Below are 22373 nucleotides of genomic sequence, written 5' to 3' on the forward strand. Positions count from 1 at the left end.
CTAGACGGTAAATATTTCCGAGTAGACCGCTATTATCAGTTTGCGTATATGTAAATAACGCTGACCTTGCGGAATCCCTAATCAGGTCGCTTAGCAAACTGTCGATCGCTGACGAAACGGTGCTGTCGACCGGCGAGCGGGTCATCGAACTCCAGACTGCGCGCCAGCAAGCACAGTGGTGCGCTGAAATCGTCGGGTGCGACGTCCACGACGTCGGGATACAGCGGGTCCCCGGCGATCGGCACGCCCAGCGATGCCATGTGCACCCGCAGCTGATGGGTGCGCCCGGTGCGCGGGGTCAACCGGTAGAGGCCATCGCCCAGGGCCTCCACCAGGGTTTCCGCGTTGGCCTCGCCGGGTTCCTCGACGGCCTGCAGACACCCGCGACGTTTGATGATCCGGCTGCGCAGCACGGTCGGCAACGGGGCCGTCGCGACGCCAGGAGCCTGGGCCAGGTAGGTTTTGCGCACCGCCCCGCGGGCGAACAATCCCTGATACGCCCCGCGGATCTCGCGGCGGGTGGTGAAGACCAGCACCCCGGCGGTCAACCGATCCAACCGGTGCGCCGGGCTCAATTCGGACATCTGCAGGTCGCGGCGTAGCCGCACCAGCGCGGTCTGCACGACGTGGCGACCGCGCGGCATGGTGGCCAGGAAGTGTGGTTTGTCGACCACCACCAGGTTGTCGTCGCGATACAGAATCGGGAGGTCGAACGGGACCGGAACTTCCTCGGGCGGGTCGCGGTATAGGTAGATGCACGCCCCGGGCGGCAGCGTCATGCTGTCGTCGACGACCGCGCCGTTGGCGCAGACCACCTCCCCGGCAGCGACTTTCGCCGCCGCCCGCTGCCCGAACCGGGCGGCGAGTTCGGCGGCCACCGGACCACCGCGTACCCGCACGCGCGATGGGCCCAGCCCGTCGCGAACCGGCAGCGGGGCAGCGCGTTTCACACCGGGAGGCTAGAACATGGCCAGCAGCGAGGCGAACAGGTCGTCCAGCGTTTGGGTGCCGAAGCCCAGGTCGGTCAACAGGTCGGGCAGCGTGGTGGTGCCGGCGAGACCGAAGCCGTCCAGCAGGTCACCCAGCGTGTTGGTGACCGGGATACCCATATCGGTCAGCAAGTCGTTCAACGAGACGCCGCCATTCAGACCCAGGTCCGTGAGCAGCTCGTCAACCGTCGTGCCTCCGGCCAGACCGAAGCCGCTCAGCAGCGAGTCCAGCGTGGTGTCGTCCGTCAGCCCGCTCAACCCCAGCAGATCGGCGACCGTGGTGTCGCCGGGCAGCCCGAAGCTGGTCAGCAACGAGTCCAGCGTGGCGGTGCCGTCCAGTCCGCTCAGCCCGAGTAGGTCGCCCACCGAGGTGGTATCCGATAACCCGACGGCGGTGAGCAGGTCATTGAGGGTGGTGTCGCCGGACCATCCCAGCCCGCCCAGCAGGTCGCCTACCGTCGCGTCGCTGAGCGACGTGCCGTCGGTCAGGGTGAACGTGTCGAGCAGCGAGGACAGTGTGGTGGACGAACTCCACTCCGTTCCGGTCAGCATGTCGCCCACCGGGCCGAGCAAGGAACCCAGCGTCGTGGAGTCGCTAAGGGCCGGCAGTCCCATCAGGTCAGCCAACGACGGTATGACCGGAAACCCGACGACGCTCCACAGCGGGTCGCTGAACGCACTCATCAACGCGCCGAGTGTGCTGCTGTCCTCCAGCCCTAGCAGGTCGAGCAGGCCACCCACGGTTGAGGGGGCACCGAAGAATTGCAGCGCCTGAATCACGTCGCTGAGGAACGAATCGCCTTGAACCACAATGGGAGTCGCGTCACTCATGCCTATAAGGGGCAGCAGGTCGCCCACCGTGGTGCTGTCGCTCAGTCCGACATAGCCCAGCAGCGTGCCCAGGGTGGTGGCGTCGCTGAGCCCGATGTAGCCCAACAACGTGCCCAGATCGGTGGTCAACGGAAGCCCGATCGAGCCCAGCAGGCTGGTCAGCGTCGTCGCGTCGGTCAGGCCCACGTAGCCCAGCAGGGTGGACAACTGCGTGGTGCCGGGCAAGCCGATGCCGTTCAGGATCGAGCCCAGCTGGGTGCTGTTGCTGACGCCCACATAGCTCAACAGGGTGTTCAACGTGGTGGTCCCGGGCACACCCAGTTCGGCCAACAGGCTGTCCAGGCTCGTGCCGCTGCTCAACCCGAGATCACCCAGCAATGAACCCAGCGTGGTGCTGCCGGGCAGACCGATACCGCTCAGCAGCGCATCCAGCGTCGTGCTGCCCTGTACTCCCACGTAGCCGAGCAGGGTGTCCAGCGTGGTGCTGCCGGCGGGCATCCCGATGTCGGTCAGCAGCGTCCCCAGCGAGGTATCGCTGTTGAGCCCGACCAGGCTCAGCATGTCGCTCAGGTCGACCGATCCCAGCCCTAGCTGAGTCAGCAGCGACGGCACGGTGTCGTCGCCCACGCCAAGGGTGTCGGCAACCCACTGCACGGCCTGGATGAGGTCTTGGTAGAACGCGGCGCCGACGCTGTCGGCGGCCAGAGCAACGTCGGCCTGCGAATACGGCAGCACCAGCGAGGCGCCGACCGGGGCGGCGCCGAACAGCGCGCCACCAGCCACGACAGTGCCGGTCGCGAACGCACCGATCCGATGCGATGTGCGCAGATGGGCGTGCCGGCGAGGCCTGGTGGCGGACCGATTCGACATTGCTGCCCCTTTCCGGCCCCCCGCATTCTGTGTCAGTTCTGATAGCCCCCGGCGATTCACAAACCTATTGTGACTCCGGTCTCATGTCAACCGATGCGGCAACTAACCTGCTGGTCAACCGGGATACGCGGGCACCGGAAAGGGGGTTCGCGCGTCGCGCCGACCGTGGCCAACGGGTACTCGCGGCGACCAAAACGGACCTGGTCGACAGCCAATCTGAATGAAAACTGAGCCGTTTTGGCTCAGTCCAGCGGCACCGGTTCGAGTATCTCGGCGCGCGCCTCGGGTGCCGCCGCCCGCAGCGCGTCGGCCGACTCGTCGTCGGGCTGGGTCTGCGACAGGATCTCGGCCTCGACCCGGGCGATGTAGATCGCCACTTCGCGGTCGATGTCCTCGGCGGTCCAGCCCAGCACCGGCGCCACCACCTCGGCGACCTCGCGGGCACAGTCCACTCCGCGGTGCGGGTATTCGATCGCGATCCGCATCCGGCGGGCCAGGATGTCCTCCAGGTGCAGCGCACCCTCGGCCGCCGCGGCGTAATACGCCTCCACCTTCAGGTAGATGGGTGCCTCGGTGATCGCGGTCAGCAACTCCGGCGCGTCGTCGGCCATCGCCAGCACCTCGTCGATCAACGCGCCGTAGCGGTCCAGCAGGTGGCGCACCCGATACGGGTGCAACCCCTGCTTCGCGCCGACCCGTTCGGTCTGGTTGATCAGCGCGAAATAGCCGTCGGCACCCAGCAGCGGCACTTTTTCGGTGATCGACGGCGCCACCCGGGTCGGAACGAACTGCGCCGCGGCGTCGATCGCGTCCGCGGCCATCACCCGGTAGGTGGTGTACTTGCCGCCGGCGATCGCCACCAGGCCCGGCGCGGGTACCGCGACGGCGTGCTCGCGGGACAGCTTGGAGGTGTCGTCGTCCTCCCCGGCCAGCAGCGGACGCAGCCCGGCGTACACCCCGTCGATGTCGTCGTGCGTGAGCGGGGTGGCCAGCACCGTGTTGACGTGGCCCAGGATGTAGTCGATGTCGGCCTTGGTGGCCGCCGGGTGGGCCAAATCCAGGTTCCAGTCGGTGTCGGTGGTTCCGATGATCCAGTGGGTGCCCCACGGGATGACGAACAGCACCGACTTCTCGGTGCGCAGGATGATCGCCACCTCGGAGACGATCCGGTCCCGGGGCACCACGATGTGCACACCCTTGGACGCGCGCACCTGGAACCGGCCGCGCTGCCGGGACAGGGCCTGGATCTCGTCGGTCCATACCCCCGTCGCGTTGACCACGACGTGGCCGCGCACCTCGGTCAGGGTGCCGTCCTCGGAGTCGCGAACCGTCACCCCGGTCACCCGGTCGCCTTCACGCAGCAGCGCCACCACCTGGCTGGATGACCGCACCACCGCCCCGTAGTGCGCGGCGGTACGCGCGACGGTCATGGTGTGCCGGGCGTCGTCGACGACGGTGTCGTAGTAGCGGATTCCGCCGATCAGCGAGCTGCGCTTGAGCCCCGGGCACAGCCGCAACGCTCCGGCCCGGGTGAGATGTTTTTGCGCCGGAACGGATTTCGCTCCGCCGAGCTGGTCGTAGAGGAAGATTCCGGACGCCACGTAGGGGCGTTCCCACCACCGTTTGGTCAGCGGGTACAGAAAAGGCAGCGGTTTGACCAGGTGCGGCGCCAGCGTGGTCAGCGACAGTTCGCGCTCGTAGAGCGCCTCGCGAACCAGGCCGAACTCCAGCTGCTCGAGGTAGCGCAGGCCACCGTGGAACATCTTGGATGACCGGCTGGAGGTTCCCGAGGCGAAATCGCGGGCCTCGATCAGCGCCACCTTCAGTCCGCGGGTCGCGGCGTCCAGCGCGCACCCGGCGCCCACCACCCCGCCGCCGATCACCACGACGTCGAACTGCTCGGTGCCGAGTCGCTGCCAGGCCGCCGCACGTTGGGCAGGCCCCAGTACGGCGCCGCTGCCGCCCGGTGTGTCGGTCACGGAACAAACTCCTGTCGGTTACTCGTCAGTAGCTCGCCCCAGGCTACGTGAGCCCGTCTGGCGGCCGAGCGTGATCTCACAACCAGCTCACGGCGGGCGTCAGATCAGTCCAGGTCGTCGTGGGTCATCAAACGGCGCGCCGCCTCGGTCAGCGAACCCGACAGCGACGGGTAGACCGCCAGCGTCTGCGCCAGGTCGGTGACCGAGATGCGGTTCTGCACGGCCAGGGCGATCGGCAGGATCAGCTCGGAGGCGATCGGGGCGACCACCACCCCGCCGATCACTACCCCGGTGGCCGGGCGGCAGAACAGTTTGAGCAGGCCGTGCCGCATTCCCGACATCTTGGCCCGGGCGTTGGTCCGCAGCGGCAGCATGATGGTCCGGGCCGGCACGGTGCCGTCGTCGATCGCCTTCTGCGGCACCCCGACCGCCGCGATCTCGGGCCGGGTGAACACCGCCGCGGCGACGGTGCGCAACCGGATCGGGCTGACCGCCTCGCCCAGCGCGTGATACATCGCGATGCGGCCCTGCATGGCGGCGACCGAGGCCAACGGCAGCAGTCCGGTGCAGTCGCCGGCCGCATAGATCCCGGGAACCGATGTCCGCGACACCCGGTCGACGGTCAGGTAGTTGCCGGGTCCCAGCTCCAGCCCGACCCGCTCCAGTCCCAGGCCCGAGGTGTTCGGCACCGACCCGACCGTCATCAGCGCGTGGCTGCCCGCCACGCTGCGTCCGTCGGCCATCGTGACCAGCACGCCGGTGTCGGTGCGGGTGACCGATTCGGCGCGGGCGTTCTTGACCAGCGTGACCCCCCGCTCGGCGAACGAGGTCTCCAGCACCATCGCCGCATCGGAATCCTCATGCGGCAACACCCGGTCCCGGCTGGCCACCACGGTGACCTGTACCCCCAGCTCGACGTAGGCGTTGACGAACTCGGCGCCGGTGACCCCGGAGCCGACGACGATGAGGTGCTCGGGAAGCGTGTCCAGGTCGTAGAGCTGGCGCCAGGTCAAGATGCGTTCGCCGTCGGGTACCGCGCTGGGCAGCACCCGTGGGCTGGCCCCGGTGGCGATCAGCACCACGTCGGCGTCGTGCACGCTGGTGGTGCCGTCGGCGCCGGTCACCTCGATGCGGTGGTGCGCCAGCCCGGGAGTGGCGTCGACCAGCTCGCCGCGCCCGGAGACCAACGTGACACCCATGTTCTGCAGCTGCGCGGTGATATCGGCCGACTGCTCGACGGCCAGCCGCTTAACCCGCTCGTGGATCTGTGACAGCGAGATCTTGGCGTCCTCGGCGTCGATGTCGAATCCGAGATGCGGCGCGCGGCGCAGCTCGGTGCGCACCCCGGTGGAGGCGATGAACGTCTTGGACGGCACGCAGTCCCACAGCACGCAGGCGCCGCCGAGGCCGTCGGAGTCGACCAGCGTGACCTGGGCGACCTCCGGGCCGCGCGCCGCCGCCACCAGGGCCGCCTCATAGCCGGCCGGACCTCCGCCGAGGATCAGAATGCGGGTCACCACGCGCCTAACCTAGCCTGCGGCACCGGTTGCCCGCCCATCAAGCGGGTGACGTTTAAGCTTTGACCGTGCCGCTCTACGCCGCCTACGGGTCGAATATGCACCCAGAGCAGATGCTGCAGCGGGCGCCGCACTCTCCGATGGCCGGGACCGGCTGGCTGCACGGGTGGCGGCTGACGTTCGGTGGCGAGGACATCGGCTGGGAGGGTGCACTGGCCACCGTCGTCGAAGATCCCGGCAGCAAGGTGTTCGTCGTGCTCTACGACATGACGGCCGCCGATGAGACCAACCTGGACCGCTGGGAGGGATCGGCGTTCGGCGTCCACAAGAAGATCCGGTGCCGCGTCGAGCGGACCTCGTCGGACACCACCACTGACCCGGTGCTCGCCTGGCTCTACGTGGTAGACGCCTGGGAAGGCGGGCTGCCATCAGCCCGCTACCTGGGCGTGATGGCCGATGCCGCCGAAATCGCTGGTGCGCCAGCGGAATACGTACACCACCTGCGCACCCGACCGGCCCGCAACATCGGGCCTTAGCTTTTTGCCGCGAGCGTGCGCAGTTGTACGCCCGCGGCGTCGAAAATTGACATTCTGCGCACTCTCGCGGGGCGTGAGTTAGGCCGCGCGCCGCACGAGCTGCGCCTCGATCCGGCGGAGCATCTCCTGCGGGTGGCGCCGCACGTCGTCGGCGATGACCGCCAGCACCTCCCACCCCACCTCCTGGAGGGCGGCGTGGCGACGACGGTCGTAAACCATCGCCTCCGGGCCGCTGTGCCAGTCAAGCCCGTCATATTCGACGGCGAGCCGGTATTCCGGCCAGGCGAAGTCGACCCGCCAGACCCGTGATGTTGCGTCAGGGATCTCGAGTTGCAGTATCGGGTGAGGTAGGCAGCCATCGATCATGACCAGCCGTGCCTCACTCTCCATCGGCGACTCCGCCAGCGGGTCGGCCAACGGCAGTAGATCCCGGACGGCAACGATGCCGCGCCGGCCGGACTGCTGGATGACAGCCGTTTCCAGCTGCTGGCGGTTGCAGGTGCCGCTGCGCAGCGCTGCGTCGAGGGTGGCCAACGCGCGTGGTCGCCGCAGCCCGCGTGCCACCTCGATGGCGGTCCATGCCGGGGCCGTGACGGGTCGGCCGGCGACTTGGACCAGTGGTGCACCCTCCCGTCGGTGCACCATCAAGCCAGGGACCGGCCGCAACTGCCCACCATCCGGGTTGAGCACATGCAGCATGGCGGGTTGTTCGGTGTCGAAGCCATGCGCTGCCGCAGCCGTGCCCAGACACGCCGCCACCGTCGTACCGGCGGCCAGATCCAGGCCCCGCAGCCGCAGATCGCGGGTCACGCCTCCGCACCCGTATACGCCATACCAAATCTTCTGCAGTACACCGCGTTTCACCGCAGCTTCCAATTCCCGGCGACGCAGGAAAGTCAAAGCCTGACCGGACGTGACCACGCCGCCTTGGTCGTCGAACAGCTGCTCCAATCGCTCGTCCATAACGCCATCTTGGGCACGCCGGCGCGGCCGTGTGTTCAGCTGGCCGCCACCCTGTGGACAACCGTCGCGAGCGTGCGCGGAATGCCAATTTTCGACGCCGCGGGCGTACAACTGCGCACGCTCGCGGCCAGGGTGAGCTAGACCGCGGCGGACTGCTCGACGAGGTTGACCATCACCCGCACTCCGACCGCCAGCGCCCGCTCGTCCAGGTCGAAGGTGGGCTGATGCAGGTCCAGTTGGGGTCCGCTGCCCGACCACACGCCGAGGCGGGCCATCGCGCCGGGCACTTCCTCCAGGTACCAGGAGAAGTCCTCGCCGCCGCCGGACTGCTGCGTCTCGGCCAGCACGTCGGGCCCGACGGCCTCGATCGCGTGGGTGAGCACCCGGGTGGAGATCTCCTCATTGACCACCGGCGGCACCCCGCGGCGGTAGTTCAGGGTGTGCTCGACGCGCAGCGGCGCCAGCAGCGACGAGACCGTCTCGGCGACGATGTCCTCCATCTGCACCCAGGTGTCGCGGCTGGCGGTGCGCACGGTGCCGGCCAGCACCCCGGTCTGCGGGATGGCGTTGGCGGCCACCCCCGCATTGACCGCGCCCCACACCATGACGGTGCTGTTGCGCGGGTCGATACGGCGGGACAGCACGCCGGGTAGCCCGGTGATCAGCGTGCCCAGCCCGTAGACCAGGTCCGAGGTCAGGTGCGGGCGTGAGGTGTGCCCGCCCGGGGAGGACAGGCTGATCTCGATGGTGTCGGCGGCCGAGGTGATCGGCCCGAGGGTGGTGGCGACCCGGCCGACCGCCAGCCGCGGGTCGCAGTGCAACGCGAAGATGCGGCTCACACCACTGAGCGCCCCGGCGGAGATGGCATCGATCGCGCCGCCTGGCATCAGTTCTTCGGCGGCCTGGAAGATCAGCCGCACCGACACCGGCAGGTCGGGCACCGACGCCAGGGCCACCGCGGCGCCGATCAGGATCGCGGTGTGCGCGTCGTGGCCGCACGCATGCGTCACGCCCGGCACCGTCGACGCGTAGGGCGCCCCGGTCTGCTCGGTCATCGGCAGCGCATCGATGTCGGCCCGCAGCGCGATCCGGGGCCGATGTTCGGGCCCGAAGTCGCAGGTCAGCCCGGTTCCTGCGGGCAGCACCTTGGGATTGAGGCCGGCGTCGGCCAACCGCTCGGCAATGAACTGGGTGGTCGCGAATTCCTGACGGCTCAGTTCGGGATGGCGGTGCAGGTGGCGCCGCCAGGCGACCAGATCGTCGCAGTGGCCGGCCAGCCATGACTCGGCGATGTCGGCGAGGCTCATGCCGGACTCCCCGGGCCTGACATCACCGCGCGATCGGCGCGCTGCGACACGGTGATCTCGGGCATCCTGGCAGTATCTCACCGCAGGCCGGGGCCGCTGACAACGGATAAGCTCGGCTCGTGACCGACGGACCCGACGCACTGGCGCAGCGGGCGGCGCGGGTCGTCGCGCAGCGCACCGGGGTCGACGAACATGATGTCGCGATCGTCCTGGGCTCGGGCTGGGTGCCCGCGCTGACCGCCCTGGGAGCCGCCGCCGCGACGCTGCCCATGGACGACCTGCCGGGTTTCGCGGTGCCGGCTGTGGCAGGGCAGGGCCGGCAGGTGCTGTCGGTGCCGATCGGCGCGCACCGCGTCCTGGTGCTGGCCGGGCGGGTGCACGCCTACGAGGGCCACGACCTGTGTCACGTCGTGCATCCGGTGCGGACGGCTGTGGCGGCCGGCGCGCACACCGTGGTGCTGACCAACGCCGCGGGCGGGCTGCGGGACGACTTCCCGGTCGGTCAGCCGGTGCTGATCAGCGACCACCTCAATTTGACGGGACGCTCCCCGCTGGTCGGACCGCAGTTCGTGGATCTGGTCGACGCCTATGCGCCGCGGCTACGGGCGCTGGCCCGCGAAGCCGATCCGGGCCTGCCCGAAGGGGTCTACGCCGGCCTGCCGGGTCCGCACTACGAGACGCCGGCCGAAATCCGGATGCTGCGCACGCTGGGCGCGGACCTGGTGGGGATGTCCACCGTGCACGAGACGATCGCGGCGCGTGCGGCCGGCGCCGAGGTGCTGGCGGTGTCATTGGTGACCAACGCGGCGGCCGGGATCACCGGGCAGCCGCTCAGCCACGACGAAGTGCTGGATGCGGGTCGCCGGTCGGCCGCCCGGATGGGGACACTGCTCGCCGACGTCATCGCCAGGCTATGACGCCCACCTCGTTGACTCTGCGTCTACGGCCCGAAAGTGTGAGTGCGGCGCGCCGTCAGCGCAGAGTCAACGCCGACCGGGTCGATCGGTGACGCCCGAGGAGTGGATCGCCCATGATCCCGACCCGGTGACCGCTGCCGAGCTGCGCGGCTGTGGTCCCGGCGAGCTGTCCGCGCGTTTCGCCCGTCCATTGACGTTCGGCACCGCCGGGTTGCGCGGCCCGGTGCGCGGCGGACCGGACGCGATGAATCTCGCGGTGGTGCTGCGCGCGACCTGGGCGGTGGCGCAGGTGCTCAGACAGCGCGGGGCCGCGGGCACGGTCGTCGTCGGGCGCGACGCCCGGCACGGTTCGGCCGAGTTCGCCCCGGCCGCGGCGGAAGTGCTGGGCGCCGAAGGTTTTTCGGCGCTACTGCTGCCCGAACCGCTGCCCACCCCGGTGGTCGCGTTCGCGGTGCGGCAGATGGGAGCCGTCGCCGGTATCCAGATCACCGCGTCGCACAACCCGGCCGGCGACAACGGCTACAAGGTGTACTTCGAGGCAGGGATGCAGATCATCTCCCCGACCGACACCGAGATCGAAACCGCGATGGCCGCCGCGCCACCCGCCGATCAGATCGCGCGGCGGGCCGTGCAAACCGCGGGTGGTGACATCGTGGAGCGCTACCAGCAGCGCGCCGCGGGGCTGCGCCGCGGATCGGGGTCGGTGCGGGTCGCACTGACTGCGCTGCACGGGGTGGGCGGCGCAGTCGCCGTCGAGACGTTGCGCCGCGCGGGTTTCGGCGATGTCCACGTCGTGGCCGGGCAGTTCGACCCCGACCCCGACTTCCCCACCGTCGGGTTCCCGAACCCCGAAGAGCCCGGCGCCACCGATGCCTTGTTGACGCTGGCCGCCGACGTCGACGCCGACGTCGCCATCGCACTGGACCCCGACGCCGACCGCTGCGCGGTCGGGATCCCCACCCCGACCGGCTGGCGGATGCTATCCGGTGACGAAACCGGCTGGCTGCTAGGCGATTACCTACTCTCGCACACCGACGCGCCGCAGCACAGCGTGGTGGCGTCCACGGTGGTCTCCTCGCGGATGCTGGCGGCGATCGCCGCGCAGCACGGCGCCCGCCACGTGGAAACCCTGACCGGATTCAAATGGCTGGCACGCGCCGACGCGGACATACCCGGCGCCACACTGATCTACGCCTACGAGGAGGCGATCGGTCACTGCGTCGACCCCGAAGCGGTGCGCGACAAAGACGGCATCAGCGCGGCCGTGCTGGTCTGCGACCTGGTGTCCACGCTGCGCGGTCAGGGCCGCACGGTGCCCGACGCATTGGACGCCTTGGCCCGCCGCCACGGGGTGCACATGGTGGCGGCGGTGTCGCGGCGGTTCGCCGACACCGATCAGATCGCGACGATGATGACCCGGCTGCGGGCCGGCCCGCCGGCCGCGCTGGCCGGCTTTCGGGCGACCGTCACCGATCTGGAACCGCGCACCGATGCGCTGGTGTTCACCGGCGGCAACGGCGGCGTATCGGCGCGGGTGGTGGTGCGCCCGTCGGGCACCGAGCCGAAACTCAAGTGCTACATCGAGATCCGGTCACAGGTCGCCGACGAACTGGAATCGGCCCGTACCGACGCCGCCCGGGTGCGTGACGCGGTGGTCAACGACGTGGCGGGCTGGTAGGACCGTCAGCGCGGGCCGTATTGGCGGTCGCCGGCGTCGCCGAGCCCGGGAACGATGTAGGCGTCCGCGTTGAGTCCGTCGTCGACGGCTGCGGCGAACACCCGCACTTCGGGCGCGGCTTTGTCCAGTGCGGCAAGCCCTTCCGGTGCGGCGACCACGCACAGCACGGTGATGTCGGTGGCGCTCCGGCGCTGTAGCAGTTCAATGGTGTGGATCATCGACCCGCCGGTGGCCAGCATCGGATCGAGCACCATCACCGGTTGGCCGGACAGGTCGGTCGGCAGTGCCGCCAGGTACGGCACCGGCAGGTGGGTGTCCTCGTCGCGCACGATCCCGACGAAACCCACCCGCGCCTCCGGCAGCAGCGCGTGCGCCTGATCGACCATGCCCAGCCCGGCACGCAGCACCGGCACCAGCAGCGGCGGGGCGGCCAGCCGGGACCCGGCGGTCTCGGCCAGCGGGGTGCGCACCGGAATGTCTTCTCGCGCAGCGTCACGCGTGGCTTCGTAGACCAGCATCAGGGTCAGGTCACGCAGCGCGGCCCGAAACGCCGCGTTGTCGGTGCGGTGGTCACGCAGCGCGGTCAGTCGCGCGGCCGCCAGCGGGTGATCGATAACGCGCACATCCACAAGGCGTGACCCTATCGCGATCGCGCCGGCTCACGCCCCGAACAGGTTGAAGGCGTCGAAACCCCAGCCCACCAGATCGATCAGCGGCTGCGCGGAAATCAACGGTGCGCCGGAGAAGATGGTGTCGGAAAGGTCGACCTGACCGAACAGCGCCCCGAACTGGTCGATCCCGTTGAGCATCAACTGATCCAGTTGGTTGGTGAGGTCGTAGCCGGTCAGCATCGAGTTCGTCATCTCGGTCATGAACGAGCTGACATCGGCCGGCAGTGTGTTGCCGTAGATCATGTGCAGGATGTCGTCGATCGGGTTGACGAAGCTTTGCACCCCGGCCCACTGCATGCCGGCCAGCATCTGCAGCGGATCCATCATCTCGATGAATCCAGCGCCGCCGGAGGGCACCAGATCGCCGCTGGCGTTGACCGCCCACGGGCCGATCGCATCGGTGCCGTTGACGCCGACGAACGGGTCACCCGGGTTGCCGTAGGCCCAGTTGATCCCCAGCGCCATTCCCGGCGCGAACATGTCGTAGAAGAACTGCCCCGCCGGCCCGCCGTCGTACATCCACGCCAGCAGCGGCAGCGGCGCGGGAATCATGTGGAAGGTGGTCAGGTCGATGGTGCCCAGATCGATGATGTTGTTGGTATCCAGGTTCACCCCGGGATCCGGGAACGGGTAGTAGGGGTGCACGGTCTGGATGCCGACCAGGGCGTTGATGACCGCCAACAGGTTGCTCGGGTCCTGCGGGAAGTTCGCCCAGCCGTCATATTCGCCGGTGTAGATGTCGGTGGAGAACGCGTCGGTCGGTGTCGCGCCGATGTCGAGTGGAATGTTGAGGAACGGCACGTGCTGCGGGATGGAGCTGAAGTACGGCCCGATGCCGTCGGGGAACTGGAACCGGTCCAGGATGCCGCCGATCGGATTGTTGGGGGCGGCCAGCAGCACGAAATGCAGGTTGGCGGGGTCGTAGTCGGGGTCCGTCGGCGGATTGGCGATGAGATTCTGCATCTCCAGGGTGGCGATGACGGCGCTCTGGGAGTAGCCCAGCACGACCAGGCCGTCCCCGGTCCCCAGTTGCGGCCCGATCGCGGTGTTCAGGTTGTCCAGGCCCTGGGCCAGCGAGTCCCCGAAATTCAGCTGCGGGTTGGGCGCCGGCAAGCAGACGATCGGGCAGAACTGCTCCGGGGTGGTCACCCCCTGGAAGGTGTAGCCGGCGCTGACGAAGGGCTGCAGGTAAAGGCTTTCGACCTGGCTCATGTAGGTGCCGACGGTGGGGTCCGGCACGCCGGTGCCGCTCATGATCCAGCCTTCGTCGGCCAGTAGTGCGACTTCCTCGAGGACCGTCTGCACGCCGATCGTCGAGGTGGCGCCCACCACCGTCGCACCGGCCGCGGCCAGCAGCACTGAGCCCAGTGAACGTATCCGCGAGCGATTCATCACGGCCTCTCCCCTTTTCACCGGCGCGCAGAGCTACCCAGGACCGCCGGTATCGGGTCAATGATGCACGCGACCACCCGGATAGACGGTGGAATTCACAATAATTTTTCATCTGTTTTTCAGTGGGGGGACACGCGCATCCGCGCTGCCCGGGGCCGGGGCCCTGCGTTTCTATACTTCGGCACATGCGACTGCGGGCCGTCGGGCTGCTGGGGATGCTGGCAGCCGCCTGTGTGTTGGCCCCGACCGGACACGTCGACCGTCCGCTGCGGCTGGCGGCCGCCGGCGTGCCGACCTTCGCCCATGTGGTGGTTGTGGTGGAGGAGAACCGTTCACAGGCAAACGTCATCGGCAACAAGGCCGCGCCCTACATCAACCAGCTGGCCGCGGCCGGCGCGATGATGGCGCAGTCGTTCGCCGAGGTGCACCCGAGCGAACCCAACTACTTCGCGCTGTTCGCCGGAAACACCCTGGTGACCGACAACATCTGCCCGGTCAACGCCGGCAACACCCCCAATCTCGGTGCACAGCTGCTGGCCGCCGGCTACTCCTTCGCCGGCTTCGCCGAAAGCCTGCCGGCCGTCGGCTCGACGGTCTGCAGTGCCGGCAAGTACGCCCGCAAGCACGTGCCGTGGGTCAGCTTCAGCAACATCCCGCCGAACCTGTCGCTGCCGTTCTCGGCGTTCCCGACCGACCCGGCCAGCTATGCCAGCCTGCCGACGGTGTCGTTTGTCATCCCCAATCTCGACAACGACATGCACGACGGTTCGGTCACCCGCGGCGATCAGTGGCTGTATCAGAACCTGTCCCGCTACGCGGAGTGGGCGAAGGCCAACAACAGCCTGCTGATCCTGACCTGGGACGAGGACGACAATTCGGCGCGCAACCAGATTCCGACCGTCTTCTACGGCGCCAACGTGCGGCCCGGCACCTACACCGAGCCGATCAGCCACTACAACGTGCTTTCCACGCTGGAGCAGATGTACGGGCTGCCCAAGCTCGGTTTGGCGGCGCGCGCCCCGGCGATCACCGACATCTGGGGCGCCTGAGCGGACGTCGGCCTACCGCTCGGCCAATGCCCGGTAGGCGCGCCACGACCTGGCCATCCCGTACTCGGCCACCAGGAGTACGACGGCGTTGACCACGTCGGGGCCGGCGCCGGCGTCCTGGGCCAAATCCACGTGCAGCGTGAAGGATTCGTCGAGAGTCTGGTTCAGCACATCGGTGGCCACACAGCTCAATGCCCGCTCACGCGGCGACAACGAAGGGTCTTCGTTGAAGCGCTGATCGAACTGGTCCGCGAAGAAGGCGGCGAAGTCCGTGTTGAGCGCCGCGAGCGTGTCGACGACCTGGGCGGGCAGCCGCCGGCCGGCGCCGGGCTGCACGGAATCGGTTGCCGGATCGTATTCACCGAGCTGCTGCAAGGCGACCGCGGCGGTCGGATAACCGACGTAGGGCGCTAGGTGGCGGATCGCGGCCGCGCATTCGGGAACCGTCACCCCGTTGGCGCCGGCCATCTGGATATGTGTGGTCAGAGCGAAACCCAGATTGGCGGTGCACAGGTCGGCGGCGATGAACACGAACGCCTTCTCCCGCATGCTCAGCTGCGGTATCGACCACGCCCGCTGGCCGACGGCGATCGCCATCCGCGCGAATGTCGGGTCCAACGCCTGGACTTGATCCTGATTGGCCAGCTTCATGGCAGTGCCCCGCGCTCCGCGGTCAGGTCGAGGAAATCCGCGACGTGCAACGCCCGCAGCACCCTGCGCTCGAAGCGCCTGACCCCGGTGCGGGCGGGGTCGCGCACCAGCCGTGGTGCGGTCAGGGTCAGGTCACGCCGCCGGGTGCGCAGTTGACAGCCACCAGCGGCCAGCACGTTCTTGACCCAGTCCGTGTCGGGTCCGTAGGTCAGCGCGATCCGGACGCCTGTCGCGGTGGCGAACACGTTGACCGGGGTGGCGTAGGTGCGCCCGGACCGGCGGCCACGGTGCCGGACCAGCCCGAACCCCGGGGCCCAGGGTGCGATGCGGCGTGTGACCCGGTTCAGTCCCACTCGATTCCACCGTGCCATCGCCTTCGGGAAGGGCATCACGTTCTCCTTAGCTTCGAGCCGAGTCGGTGGCCGCCCATGCGGTCACCCGCGGTATCCAGCGCGGCACGTTTTGGCGGTAGGCGTCGTAGTCGGCACCGAAGCGCCGGGTCAGATGGGGTTCCTCGAAGACCGGGATGGCGATCACGACCAGCGTGCAGAACAACACGAACCAGGCGAGCAGCCACGGCGACGCGATCACCGCGGCGGTGCCGAGCTGGATGGCGAACACCGCGGTCATCATCGGGTTGCGGACGTGCCGGTAGGGCCCGCGCACCACCAGCTTGATCGGGCTCCCGATCGCCAGCGCACCTTCACCGAACCGGTCGAACAGCAACACCGTCCACACCAGAAACCACAGCCCGAGGCCGATCAACACCGCGCCGCCGAGGATCAGCAGCGCGCCTTTCGGCGTGCCGGGGTCGGGTGCGTCGACGCCGGCGAACGCCAGGATCAGCGCCGGGATGAACACCGTCATGGTCACCGGGGCAACCAGAACCGAGATCAGGTGGTTCACCCACAGTCGTCGTGTTGCCATCTCCAACCCCTTTCTTCAACGTGCGTTCAAGAATCAAACGTACGCCGCGGCCAACCGATACGTCAACACCTGTTGAAGTAAGCTGCCCGGTGTGGCGGAACCCGGGCGCTCCGGCCGGTGGCGCACCGGTCAGCAGAACAGGCAGCGCATCATCGACGCGGCGCGTGAGCACTTCATGCGTGACGGCTACGAGCAGGCCACCGTGCGCCGGATCGCCGCCGACGCCGGGGTGGACGTGGCGATGGTGTACTACTTCTTCGGCAACAAGGAAGGCCTGTTCAGCGCATCGGTCCTCGACGTACCCGAGCATCCGCTGCACCAGTTGGTCGACTTGCTGGACCAAGGCCCTGACGAGATCGGCGCACGGCTGGTCCGCCACTTCATTGAGCGCTGGGATGAAGGCACGCTGTTCGATCCCCTGCTCACGGTGTGGCGGTCCGCGGCGATCCAGCCGCTGGCCCGCAAGCTGTTGCGCGATACCCTGGCCGGCCCGGCAGCCGAGCGCGTGCAGGAGCTGTTCGGCGTGGACAACCCGGTGCTGCGCGTCGAGCTCGTCACCGTGCACCTGCTGGGATTGGCGTTCGCGCGCTACCAGCTCAAGATCGAGCCGATCGCCTCCGTCGGCGTTGACGACCTGGTGGCGTGGATCGGTCCGACCGTGCAGCGCTACCTCACCGGGCCGAGCCCGGAACTCACCCACTGAGCTCACCGGCGCAGCATGTCCCGCGAGGGTCAACGCCCGTACCGGCCACCTGATCGGATGGGCCGGACGCCGACGCCGTTATCCTGTGCCGCATGGCTGTAGACCTCGTGCCCATCCGGCTGGGCCTGACCGCTGGCGACCTCTACACGTTGTGGGCGCCGCGCTGGCGTGATTCCGGTGACGAGTGGGAAGGCTTTCTCGGCAAGGACGAGGACCTGTACGGCTTCGAGACGACAGCCGACCTGGTGGCGTTCGTCCGCGACAACACCGACAACGACTTGGCCGATCACCCCGGCTGGGCACCGCTGAGCGAGGCCAACGCCCACAAGCTCAACCCGACCGAGCGCAACCAGTTCGACCTGGTTGCCGTCGAGGAGTTGCTGGCCGACAAGCCCACCAAGAAGTCGGTCAAGGTGCTGGCGAACACGATGACGGTGGTCGCCGCGATCGGGTCGGTGTGCGAGCTGGCCGCGGTGACGAAGTTCTTCAATGGAAACCCGGCGCTGGGCACCCTGGCCGGCGGTGTGGAGAACTTCACCGGCCGGGCCGGCCGCAAGCGCTGGCATGTCGTCGGTGAAATCGTCGACCGCAATTGGGACAACGTGCTCGCCGCGATCGACGCCATCATCACCACCCCCGCCGTGGACACCTCCCTGGCGACCCGGGCGGCCGAAGAACTCGAAGCCGACCCGCCGGACGAGGAAGAGCTCGAGGTCGCCGAAGAGGAAGCCGTCGACAACGCGGCCGACACCGTCGTCGCCGACCTCTCGGCTTCGGAGTCGACCCGGGCGGCCGTCGACCGGGTGGTGTTGGGCAGCGACGCGGACTTCTGGGAGAAGGTCGGCATCGACCCGGTCCAGATCATGCTCGGCGCCGGTACCTTCTACACGTTGCGCTGCTACTTCGACGACCAACCGATCTTCCTGGGCCGCAACGGCCGGATCAGCGTGTTCAGCTCCGAGCGGACGCTGGCCCGCTACCTCGCCGACGAGCACGACCACGACCTGTCGGACCTGAGCACCTACGACGACATCCGCACCGCGGCCACCGACGGCTCGCTGGCGGTGAACATCACCGAGGACAACGTCTACGTGCTGACCGGGCTCGCCGACGACCTCGCCGACGGCCCGGACGCCGTCGATCACGACCAGCTGGAGCTCGCGGTGGAGCTGCTGCGTGACGTCGGCGAATACGCCGAGGACGACATCGTCGAGCAGGCCCTGGACCCCGACCGCCCACTGGGCAACCTGGTGGCTCACGTACTGGACCCGGATGCGCCCGGCAGCGTCAAGGCGCCGTTCGCCGCCGCGGTCAAGAAGTGGGAAGAACTCGAGCGCTTCGTGGAGTCGCGGCTCAGGCGCGAATAGGCTGTCTCCTGCCGGCAAACCGGCCGCACCTCGATCAGCCTCAACGACGAGTGGCCTACGTCGGTTTTTTCAAGAACCCAGCCCAGCGTAGACCGGTCGGGTTAGGCTGCAGTGCCGTCTCGTGAATGTGACATGGGTGTCGACGGCGGTCGAGAGGCATCGCGCGCTCGGCTTCGGCCCCACCGATTTCGACTATGGCCGGGCTACCGGTATAGAAGGGAATCCCTATGGCAGTGACGAGCTTTCGAACCCGTATCAGCATCCCGGCGGTCGCCGCAGTGGCGGCCGCGTTCGCCGTCATCGCTGCCCCCGCCGCGTACGCCGACGACGCTTGGGGTGCGATAGCGGTGTCGCCCGACGGCGAGCATGTCGGCGTAGCGACCGATAAGGCGAATCAGTACCTTGCCGACCAGGCCGCGAAGGCCGATTGCCATGACAGCAGCACGGACTGCAATGTTCTGATCAGCTTCAAGGCTCCCGACTGCGGCGCGGTCGTCAGAAACGGCGATCATTATTTCGGGGATAGCGGCGCCACGCAGCAGGAGGCGGAACAGAACGCGATGAATCAGAGCCCCGGTGCGACGGCGCTCCGCTCGGCGTGCAACGGGGCGCCTGCAGAGGGTGAAGGTCCCGCGCCTACGCCAACTTCATCAACTTCGGAGACCACCGGCACGAACCCACCAGCGCCAGGCGGCTGAGCCCGCTCCCCCGACTAATCGAATTGTCTTAACGTCAAAGACAACTCACCTCTGGTGGCGACGTCTGCTTTGATCGTCGCCCGACAGGCGTGACCTTCGACGGTGCGCACCAACAGGGCGATCTCACGCTGTCGTCCGTACCGCCAACAGCCCCTGCACCGCGTCGTCCATGTGCGCCTCGATGAGCCGGGTCGCGGTCGCCGCATCCCCGGCGCCGATGGCCTCGCGCAGCGCGACATGCTCGGCGAGCTGCTCCCCCAAATCGCCGTAGACGTGGTGCAGTTCGCCGATCAGCATCCTGGTTTCCGACAGCAGGGTCCGCATCGCCCGGGACAGTCGCGGACTGTTGGCGCAATCGATCAGCACCTCGTGGAACTGCTGATCGGCGTCGGCGAACGCCCCGGCGTCTGCCAGCCGCGCGGCGGCGACCATCGCATCCACCGGCACACCCAGCCGGGTCCAGCCGGCACGGGGATTCCCGCGCAGCACCTCGCCGATGGCGGCCCGCTCGATCGCCTTGCGGACCCGATAGACGTCGTGCACATCGGTTTCGGTGAGAGAGACGACGAAAATGCCGCGGTGCCGTTCGCTGCGCAGTAGTCCTTCGGCCACCAGGCGCTGCATCGCCTCGCGCAGCGGCCCGCGCGACACGGCGAACTGCGCGGCCAGGACAGCCTCGAGCAGTTGCTGCCCGGGCGTCAGCTGCCCGCGGATGATCGCTTCCCGAAGCCGCTCAGCGATCAGCTCCGCGGTCGACTGCCTGTTCAGCGGCTCGAACGCCGCCCTTTCCATGATCGTCATCGCTCACCCTCGAACAACGCACCCACCCCCGTGGCATGACGGGACACCCCGGCAATGCGCAAACCTTCCCATACTGTGACCGTGTTGGCGGTCAATACCGGCTTACCCAACCGTTGCTCCAGTGCATCCACCTGGGCGACGGTGTGCATCGCGGTGTCGGGAATGAGCAGTGCGTCTGCGTCCGGATGGTCATTGGCCGCTGCCAAGGCGAGTACCTGCGCGGGACTGAGCCGGCCCACCTCGGCGGCGGTGTCGATGCCGGCATCACCCATCGATACGACGGTGATCTGGTGCGCGGCGAGGAAGTCCACGAACAGTTCGGCGACGTCGCGGGGGTAGCTGGCGGCCACCGCTACCCGGGCACAGTCCAGCGCCGCCACCGCGTTCACGAACGCGAACGAGGTGCTCGACGCCGGCACCCCCGCTGCCTGCGACAGCCCTGCGACCTGGTCAGCTGCCCCGTCGGGCCCGTAGACGAAGCTGCCCGAGGTGCAGGCCCACACCACGGCTTCGGGCCGGTGGGCGGCCAGCAATGCCGCGCCGTGCGCCAGCCGGTCCGGGCTGCCCAGATCCAGCAGTTCGGGCACGGCGTGCAGGTCGGTTCCGTAGATGTGCGCCACCGGGAGGTCCAGTCCGAGCAGCCCGGCCAGCCACGGGTAATCGGACTCCGCCGCGTGGTCCGGATAGATGAACCCGATCGTCGGGGCGCTCATCGCTCGGCTCCGGTGAACACGTCGCGCAGCCAGCGGCCCGGACCCATCATCGGCAGGCCCATCCGGCCCAGGCACGCCCACATCGTGAGCTGATTGGCGGTCAGGATCGGTTTGCCGAGCATTTTCTCCAGGGGATCGACGATGTCGTAGGTGCGTAGGTTGGTGCAGCTGACGAAGATGGCTTGGGCGTCCGGGTGATCGGCGGCGACGATCCGTTCGGCCACGGTGCGGTAGTTCACCTTCCAGATGCCCCCGCCCAGCCCCAGGTAGTCCGACCGCAGCACTGTGACCCCCAGCTGGTCGAGAAAGACCCGCAGCAGCTGGGTGAGCTCCTCGTCGTAGGGCGTCAGTACACAGACCCGTGAGATACCCAGCGCCACCAGCGCCTCGGCCAGGGCCCCCGACGTGGTGACGGCTGCGGGGGCGCCGGCCGCCTCGATCGCGGCGACCAGCGTCTTCTCGTAGGCGACGCCTTGGATAAAGCTGCCGCACGTGCACAGGTAGGCGACCACCTCGGGCTCCACGTGCAGCACGTCGCGGGTGGCGGCCTCAAGGTGGCGGGTGTCGGACACCAGTTCGGCCATCCGCCGGCTCACGGGGACCGGTTCGTAGCGGGTGCGAGCCAGATGCAGCGAGACCTCAGCCGGAATCCAGCGCCAGAGTTCGCGTTCGATCGCCAGGTCGAACGGCGCGATGATGCCGATGCCGCGCTGATCCACCGGTCCGTCGAATTCGGATAACGAGGAAAAATCCATGGGTGGTGGCCCAACTCGCGTAGTACCACTCCAGGCCGGCCCCTGGATTGTTGACAATCATACGATGCGTTTCTACGGTGTCAACGTGGGCGCGCGTCCGGTCGTCACCGTCCAGCACGGCGAGTTTGTTCCCGCGCAGCTCCCGGCCCAGCTGGCGGCCGCGATCGACGGCGACGCCGAGTTGCGGATGGCCCCCTCCCCCCGCCTCGCCGAGGCCCTGCCCGGCACCGATGTGCTGTTCGTCTACGACTTCTCCTCGCCGGCCCTGCGATCGGCCTGGCCGGCCGCCGATTCGTTGCGCTGGGTGCAGGTCGCCTCGGTCGGGGTCGACGCGGTGCTGTTCGACGGCCTGATCCACAGCGACGTCACCCTGACCAACTCCCGCGGGATCTTCGAGCAGCCGATCGCGGAGTACGTGCTGGGCCAGATCCTGTCCTTCGCCAAAGGGTTCCGCCGTTCGGCGCGGGCCCAGGACGCACAGCGCTGGGAGCATTTCGAATCGGAGCCCATCGCCGGCAAGGCGGCAACCATCGTCGGCACCGGACCGGTGGGGCGGGCGATCGCCCGGATCCTGACCGCCGTCGGCATGCGAGTGCGCGGTGTGGGACGTCGATCCCGCATCGATCCCGATTTCGGCGAGATCGGCACCGACTGGGCCGAGGCGGTCGCCGGCGCCGACTACGTGGTGCTGGCCGCGCCGTTGACCGACCAGACCCACGGCATGGTCAACGCCAGAGCCCTGGCCGCCATACCGTCGCACGCCCGGCTGATCAACGTCGGCCGCGGTCAACTGGTGGTCACCGACGCGCTGGTGGCCGCGCTGGCGAACGGGCGTCTGGCCGGGGCGGCGCTCGACGTGGTCGATCCCGAACCACTACCACCCGGGCACCCGCTGTGGAGCACCCCCGAGGTGCATCTGACCCCGCACAACAGCGGCGACGTGGTGGGGTGGCGGATCGCTCTGCAAGAACAGTTCATCGCCAATTTCCAGCGTTACCTCACCGGTGAGCCGCTGCACAACGTCGTCGACAAGCAGCGATGAGAAGGAGCGACGGCCAT

22 protein-coding genes are annotated in these 22373 nt (G+C 68.4%); 8 read left to right on the forward strand and 14 right to left on the reverse strand.

The genetic code is table 11. The features are described from left to right. Positions 1 to 77 precede the first annotated feature (77 nt). The 4 genes from AC5Y36_RS16770 to AC5Y36_RS16785 all read right to left on the reverse strand — a co-directional run bounded on the left by AC5Y36_RS16770 (position 78) and on the right by AC5Y36_RS16785 (position 6189). Positions 78 to 950 carry a pseudouridine synthase gene (locus AC5Y36_RS16770; RefSeq protein ID WP_500042059.1) on the reverse strand — a complete coding sequence of 291 codons (873 nt, stop codon included), beginning with the start codon at positions 948 to 950 and terminating at the stop codon, positions 78 to 80. Positions 951 to 959: 9 nt separating this feature from the next. Further along, entirely contained in the window at positions 960 to 2690 is a 1731-nt protein-coding gene (locus AC5Y36_RS16775) for a hypothetical protein (protein WP_500042060.1), read from the reverse strand. Positions 2691 to 2932: 242 nt separating this feature from the next. Further along, positions 2933 to 4669 (reverse strand): glycerol-3-phosphate dehydrogenase/oxidase, encoded by a 1737-nt coding sequence (locus AC5Y36_RS16780; RefSeq protein WP_500042061.1) that lies wholly within the window; start codon positions 4667 to 4669, stop codon positions 2933 to 2935. Positions 4670 to 4773: 104 nt separating this feature from the next. Next, positions 4774 to 6189, reverse strand: coding sequence for an NAD(P)H-quinone dehydrogenase (locus AC5Y36_RS16785; protein WP_500042062.1), 1416 nt, complete (start codon positions 6187 to 6189; stop codon positions 4774 to 4776). A gap of 65 nt (positions 6190 to 6254) precedes the next feature. On the opposite strand from AC5Y36_RS16785, the gene AC5Y36_RS16790 reads away from it, so the two are divergent. Continuing rightward, a complete protein-coding gene (locus AC5Y36_RS16790; protein ID WP_500042063.1) occupies positions 6255 to 6722 on the forward strand; it encodes a gamma-glutamylcyclotransferase family protein in 468 nt (155 codons plus the stop codon). 78 nt (positions 6723 to 6800) lie between these two features. On the opposite strand, the gene AC5Y36_RS16795 is transcribed toward AC5Y36_RS16790, so the two are convergent. Next, entirely contained in the window at positions 6801 to 7685 is an 885-nt protein-coding gene (locus AC5Y36_RS16795; RefSeq protein WP_500042064.1) for an endonuclease domain-containing protein, read from the reverse strand. Between the two features lie 137 nt (positions 7686 to 7822). Then, on the reverse strand, positions 7823 to 8992 hold the full coding sequence (locus AC5Y36_RS16800; RefSeq protein ID WP_500042065.1) for a M20 family metallopeptidase: 1170 nt from the start codon (positions 8990 to 8992) through the stop codon (positions 7823 to 7825). Between the two features lie 119 nt (positions 8993 to 9111). On the opposite strand from AC5Y36_RS16800, the gene AC5Y36_RS16805 reads away from it, so the two are divergent. Both AC5Y36_RS16805 and AC5Y36_RS16810 read left to right on the forward strand, forming a co-directional pair. Next, positions 9112 to 9909 (forward strand): purine-nucleoside phosphorylase, encoded by a 798-nt coding sequence (locus AC5Y36_RS16805; RefSeq protein WP_500042066.1) that lies wholly within the window; start codon positions 9112 to 9114, stop codon positions 9907 to 9909. Positions 9910 to 9997: 88 nt separating this feature from the next. Next, a complete protein-coding gene (locus tag AC5Y36_RS16810; protein WP_500042067.1) occupies positions 9998 to 11587 on the forward strand; it encodes a phospho-sugar mutase in 1590 nt (529 codons plus the stop codon). 5 nt (positions 11588 to 11592) lie between these two features. On the opposite strand, the gene upp is transcribed toward AC5Y36_RS16810, so the two are convergent. Then, positions 11593 to 12216 carry a uracil phosphoribosyltransferase gene (upp, locus tag AC5Y36_RS16815; protein WP_500042068.1) on the reverse strand — a complete coding sequence of 208 codons (624 nt, stop codon included), beginning with the start codon at positions 12214 to 12216 and terminating at the stop codon, positions 11593 to 11595. Positions 12217 to 12246: 30 nt separating this feature from the next. After that, entirely contained in the window at positions 12247 to 13650 is a 1404-nt protein-coding gene (locus tag AC5Y36_RS16820) for a PE-PPE domain-containing protein (protein WP_500042116.1), read from the reverse strand. A 185-nt stretch (positions 13651 to 13835) separates the two neighbouring features. On the opposite strand from AC5Y36_RS16820, the gene AC5Y36_RS16825 reads away from it, so the two are divergent. Beyond that, positions 13836 to 14699, forward strand: coding sequence for an alkaline phosphatase family protein (locus AC5Y36_RS16825; RefSeq protein ID WP_500042069.1), 864 nt, complete (start codon positions 13836 to 13838; stop codon positions 14697 to 14699). A 12-nt stretch (positions 14700 to 14711) separates the two neighbouring features. On the opposite strand, the gene AC5Y36_RS16830 is transcribed toward AC5Y36_RS16825, so the two are convergent. The 3 genes from AC5Y36_RS16830 to AC5Y36_RS16840 are packed head-to-tail and all read right to left on the reverse strand — an operon-like array spanning position 14712 to position 16277. After that, positions 14712 to 15350 (reverse strand): carboxymuconolactone decarboxylase family protein, encoded by a 639-nt coding sequence (locus AC5Y36_RS16830; protein ID WP_500042070.1) that lies wholly within the window; start codon positions 15348 to 15350, stop codon positions 14712 to 14714. Further along, entirely contained in the window at positions 15347 to 15739 is a 393-nt protein-coding gene (locus AC5Y36_RS16835; RefSeq protein ID WP_500042071.1) for a nitroreductase family deazaflavin-dependent oxidoreductase, read from the reverse strand. The genes AC5Y36_RS16830 and AC5Y36_RS16835 overlap by 4 nt, the downstream gene beginning before the upstream one ends. Positions 15740 to 15749: 10 nt before the next feature. Continuing rightward, positions 15750 to 16277, reverse strand: coding sequence for a methyltransferase family protein (locus AC5Y36_RS16840; RefSeq protein WP_500042072.1), 528 nt, complete (start codon positions 16275 to 16277; stop codon positions 15750 to 15752). A 91-nt stretch (positions 16278 to 16368) separates the two neighbouring features. Between AC5Y36_RS16840 and AC5Y36_RS16845 the strand changes: the two genes are divergently transcribed. From AC5Y36_RS16845 to AC5Y36_RS16855, 3 genes are all read left to right on the forward strand, one after another. Then, positions 16369 to 16980, forward strand: coding sequence for a TetR/AcrR family transcriptional regulator (locus tag AC5Y36_RS16845; protein ID WP_500042073.1), 612 nt, complete (start codon positions 16369 to 16371; stop codon positions 16978 to 16980). Positions 16981 to 17072: 92 nt separating this feature from the next. Then, entirely contained in the window at positions 17073 to 18347 is a 1275-nt protein-coding gene (gene satS, locus AC5Y36_RS16850; protein WP_500042074.1) for a protein export chaperone SatS, read from the forward strand. Positions 18348 to 18574: 227 nt separating this feature from the next. Then, complete coding sequence (locus AC5Y36_RS16855; RefSeq protein ID WP_500042075.1) at positions 18575 to 19045, forward strand: DUF4189 domain-containing protein; 471 nt, start codon at positions 18575 to 18577, stop codon at positions 19043 to 19045. Between the two features lie 123 nt (positions 19046 to 19168). On the opposite strand, the gene AC5Y36_RS16860 is transcribed toward AC5Y36_RS16855, so the two are convergent. From AC5Y36_RS16860 to AC5Y36_RS16870, 3 genes are read right to left on the reverse strand one after another with little or no spacing between them, the layout of a single operon-like run. Further along, positions 19169 to 19846 carry a GntR family transcriptional regulator gene (locus AC5Y36_RS16860; protein WP_500042076.1) on the reverse strand — a complete coding sequence of 226 codons (678 nt, stop codon included), beginning with the start codon at positions 19844 to 19846 and terminating at the stop codon, positions 19169 to 19171. Then, positions 19843 to 20559, reverse strand: a complete 717-nt coding sequence (locus AC5Y36_RS16865) for a maleate cis-trans isomerase family protein (protein WP_500042077.1) — start codon at positions 20557 to 20559, stop codon at positions 19843 to 19845. The genes AC5Y36_RS16860 and AC5Y36_RS16865 overlap by 4 nt, the downstream gene beginning before the upstream one ends. Continuing rightward, positions 20556 to 21314 carry a maleate cis-trans isomerase family protein gene (locus AC5Y36_RS16870; RefSeq protein ID WP_500042078.1) on the reverse strand — a complete coding sequence of 253 codons (759 nt, stop codon included), beginning with the start codon at positions 21312 to 21314 and terminating at the stop codon, positions 20556 to 20558. Before AC5Y36_RS16870 ends, AC5Y36_RS16865 begins: the two co-directional genes overlap by 4 nt. A gap of 64 nt (positions 21315 to 21378) precedes the next feature. Here AC5Y36_RS16870 and AC5Y36_RS16875 point away from each other — a divergent pair, with 64 nt between their 5' ends. Further along, the gene (locus AC5Y36_RS16875; RefSeq protein WP_500042079.1) at positions 21379 to 22356 is read left to right on the forward strand and encodes a D-2-hydroxyacid dehydrogenase; all 978 of its coding nucleotides are present in this window, start codon (positions 21379 to 21381) and stop codon (positions 22354 to 22356) included. Positions 22357 to 22373 lie beyond the last annotated feature (17 nt).

The sequence above is a fragment of the Mycobacterium sp. NGS50 genome (genome assembly GCF_059812545.1).

Coding starts and splice junctions, on each gene's coding strand:
- AC5Y36_RS16775 (WP_500042060.1), bottom strand. CDS start 2,690: ATGTCGAATCGGTCCGCCACCAGGCCTCGCCGGCACGCCCATCTGCGC.
- AC5Y36_RS16795 (WP_500042064.1), bottom strand. CDS start 7,685: ATGGACGAGCGATTGGAGCAGCTGTTCGACGACCAAGGCGGCGTGGTC.
- AC5Y36_RS16800 (WP_500042065.1), bottom strand. CDS start 8,992: ATGAGCCTCGCCGACATCGCCGAGTCATGGCTGGCCGGCCACTGCGAC.
- AC5Y36_RS16820 (WP_500042116.1), bottom strand. CDS start 13,650: ATGAATCGCTCGCGGATACGTTCACTGGGCTCAGTGCTGCTGGCCGCG.
- AC5Y36_RS16825 (WP_500042069.1), top strand. CDS start 13,836: ATGCGACTGCGGGCCGTCGGGCTGCTGGGGATGCTGGCAGCCGCCTGT.
- AC5Y36_RS16830 (WP_500042070.1), bottom strand. CDS start 15,350: ATGAAGCTGGCCAATCAGGATCAAGTCCAGGCGTTGGACCCGACATTC.
- AC5Y36_RS16835 (WP_500042071.1), bottom strand. CDS start 15,739: ATGCCCTTCCCGAAGGCGATGGCACGGTGGAATCGAGTGGGACTGAAC.
- AC5Y36_RS16840 (WP_500042072.1), bottom strand. CDS start 16,277: ATGGCAACACGACGACTGTGGGTGAACCACCTGATCTCGGTTCTGGTT.
- satS (WP_500042074.1), top strand. CDS start 17,073: ATGGCTGTAGACCTCGTGCCCATCCGGCTGGGCCTGACCGCTGGCGAC.
- AC5Y36_RS16855 (WP_500042075.1), top strand. CDS start 18,575: ATGGCAGTGACGAGCTTTCGAACCCGTATCAGCATCCCGGCGGTCGCC.
- AC5Y36_RS16860 (WP_500042076.1), bottom strand. CDS start 19,846: ATGACGATCATGGAAAGGGCGGCGTTCGAGCCGCTGAACAGGCAGTCG.
- AC5Y36_RS16865 (WP_500042077.1), bottom strand. CDS start 20,559: ATGAGCGCCCCGACGATCGGGTTCATCTATCCGGACCACGCGGCGGAG.
- AC5Y36_RS16870 (WP_500042078.1), bottom strand. CDS start 21,314: ATGGATTTTTCCTCGTTATCCGAATTCGACGGACCGGTGGATCAGCGC.
- AC5Y36_RS16875 (WP_500042079.1), top strand. CDS start 21,379: ATGCGTTTCTACGGTGTCAACGTGGGCGCGCGTCCGGTCGTCACCGTC.